Here is a 2,730-nt window from a genome sequence, read left to right as displayed (position 1 = left end):
GATTGGGAACTGGATAGAGACGCTGGTGCTCACGGGCTGTATGGCAGTGCCAGTAGGAGTCGAAGTCGCCGTTGCTGATCAAGGCTCGGAGTTGCAGGACGGCTTCGGCGCCGTCGAGTCCCCAGCGGGCGCCGGTGATGTCGAGGCGGTCACCGATAAGGTGGCGGCAGGCGCCCTCGATCGCGCCGGTGGCGATCGGCCAGCCCGCTGCCAGGGCGACGTCGTAGCGGAGCTGGTCGAGGTGACCGGTCAGGTAGCGCCGACAGGCATCGACCGCTTCCCGTCTGCTGGCGGACAGGCCGCCTTGGGCGGCCTGAAGGGTCATCTCCTCGGCCGCGCGGTCGGCTTGACCGGCGAGGATCGTGGTCAGATGGCCGGCGACCCAGGCGTCGGCCTCGGCGGTGCCGGGCCTGTGGAAGGCGTGCGCGGCATCCCAGACGTACTCGGTGACGTGAACGAAGTCGAGGAGCACGTTGATCGTGCAGCCGCGTCGTTCGGCTTCGTCTTGGATCAGGTCGAGTTGGTGGCGGGCGCCGTCCACCAGGATGATCCAGCAGCGGTGGTGACCAGGGTCGCGGGCTTCGGCCTGGGCGAAGGCGTCGGCGATGACCTTCTCGGGCGGATGAACAAGGGAGGCGGTGCACCACTTCCGCGTTGCTGTGGGTCCGCGGCGGACCTGGCGACGGGTGCTGCGGCCGCCGGGCGGGTGGATCACGTCGTGCGGGCGCCGGGGAGCCGGGGCAGCGTCGAAGACACAGGCCACGGTGGCCATGCGCTTACGGTTGGGCTTCTCACCCGGCGCGAGTCTGCTGCGATGACCGCCCTGCGCGGCGGCGAGGTGGGCCTTGCGGGTCGCCGGCCGCAGGGCCTCGGGCCGCATCACCACGCCCTTGCCGTCGACCTCGATGACCAGCAGGACGTCCCGGCTGGACGGGACGGGCACCGCGTGCCGGTAGAAGGCGTCGATGTCGCGCGCCGCGGCGGCCACGAGCTGCTCGAGGCAGCGTTTACCCACCACTCTTCCGCAGCGTCGGTCGATCGCGGCCTGGGCCTGGTCGAACGAGCCGCGGACCGCCTCGGAGACCGCGAGTCGCCGCAGTCCCATCGAGTGCCTGCCCGCGGGCAGCGACAGGACCTGGTCCGTGGGGTGGACGTTGGTCATTCCCGGCCCCCGGTGAGCCATCCGTTCGACCCGGACCAGGCCGAACAGGCAGGCCAGCCAGCGTGCGTGACCGGCCTCGCGCCATGGGCGAAGGCGACCATCCGGGCCCCTCACCCGTGGGTGGGTGCCGGCTCGTACCGTCTCCTGCTCACGGCGGGCACGCAGGTCTAGATGGTCCTGCAGCAGTTGCCGCAGCAGACTTCGCCCGGCCTGCTCTAGGTGTTCTTCCAGCTGAGCGTGGCTCCATAGAGACGCCAACTCGCCTTGCAGCGTGTGTAATAGCGACTCGAAGGCACTGACCGAGCGGACAAACGGGTCAGTGCTCACGCAGGTGTCATACGGTTCCATTCCCAGGGCTCTTCTCGGGCTGGGTCGATTTGGTTGGCACCTTCGACTCTAGGGAGAAGAGCCCTGCCCCATAGAGGACTTGGCCGCGGTTTCCGCATCAGGGCGGGCCGGGGTGAACAGGCCGGGGTCACCCTCGACCAGCCAGCCCCTGGCGACCAGGCGCTTCAGTTTGCCCCGTGTGCCTTCGATCTTCCCCACCTCGGCGGGCAGACCGATCCTCGGCACGACCTGCTTCGCCCGCACCGGCCCCGGAGCATCCCGGACGACCTCCACGATGTTCTGGTAGATCTTCGGCAAGACATTCGTGTCCATCCCTGGCCGCCAGTGCGGCACAGAGAGCACCCCCACCACCCGTCTCTCGGCTCCCGCGAACGCCGAGGGCTCCTGGTCATCCCTCGTCACCACGGGCTCCGCCGTCTCGGTGTCGGACCCGGCAGGGGTACTCGCCGACATCTCGGCCATCACCTCGGAGACTGTCTCCCGGGCGATCCGCAACCGCTGCAGATTCTCCCGGGCCTCCTCCAAGCAGTCGCCGACCTGCGCCAGTTGCTCCTCGAGTTCATCCACCCGCGTCCGGGCCGCCGCCTCTCGGGCCTGCAGTTCCTCGAACAATGAGGCCATCGGTGTCGCCTCCTTCACCGTCACGGTAGAGACGACGGCTCACGCGATCCACCCGTACGTGCCGCGTCAGTGCGCCGGGCAGTCCTTAGCCGTCACTTCGCGGTGCGGGTAGGAGCCGTCCGGCATAGTGCCGTGCAGCCAGTCAGTGAGCCACTGGGCCAGCGACTGCCCGAGCGGGGCCAGGGCATGCTCCCCGCAGCAGAGGCTGGGATCCCAGTCCCACATCTGCCCGTCGGCCGTCTTGAAGTCGATCAGCGCCCACATCGCACAGCCCCGGTCCATGAGCGGAACGATCCCCGGCGGAAGCGGGCTCTCCGGATCGGCGAAGTCTCGGTACGCCTCCGTGATATCCGCGCAGTCGCTGAACCAGTCGCCGGTATCCGTCAGGGACACCACGTCCCACGGCCCGAAGCCGCCATCGGCCACTTCGAGATAGAGCCGCCGCAGAAGCAGCGGCATCGGCTGCCCCACCATGTGCTCGATCGCCCGCACATCGTCCGCCGACGCCGGCTCCGGCAGATCCTGGTCGGCAACCCGCGCCTGCACGGCCACGATGAGATCGTCATCAGTCACACGTAGATCTTCGGACACGCCGAATG

The 2,730-nt window shown here is 68.8% G+C and carries 3 protein-coding genes; all 3 read right to left on the bottom strand.

Annotated elements, in window-relative coordinates:
- Positions 1–1,510: ISKra4 family transposase (locus ABD366_RS43410; RefSeq protein ID WP_344443667.1), on the bottom strand; the 1,510-nt coding region annotated here is incomplete at its 3' end.
- A gap of 48 nt (positions 1,511–1,558) precedes the next feature.
- Positions 1,559–2,155: a hypothetical protein gene (locus tag ABD366_RS43405; RefSeq protein ID WP_324770694.1), complete on the bottom strand. Its 597-nt coding sequence runs from the start codon at positions 2,153–2,155 to the stop codon at positions 1,559–1,561.
- Positions 2,156–2,197: 42 nt separating this feature from the next.
- A partial coding sequence (locus ABD366_RS43400) for an SMI1/KNR4 family protein (RefSeq protein ID WP_344443665.1) occupies positions 2,198–2,730 on the bottom strand: 533 nt, incomplete at its 5' end.

It is taken from the genome of Streptomyces kunmingensis, assembly GCF_039533535.1.
Classification (GTDB): Bacteria; Actinomycetota; Actinomycetes; order Streptomycetales; family Streptomycetaceae; genus Streptomyces; species Streptomyces kunmingensis.
Note: the sequence above shows the minus strand (reverse complement) of the source record. Positions and strands in the feature narration are given on the sequence as shown.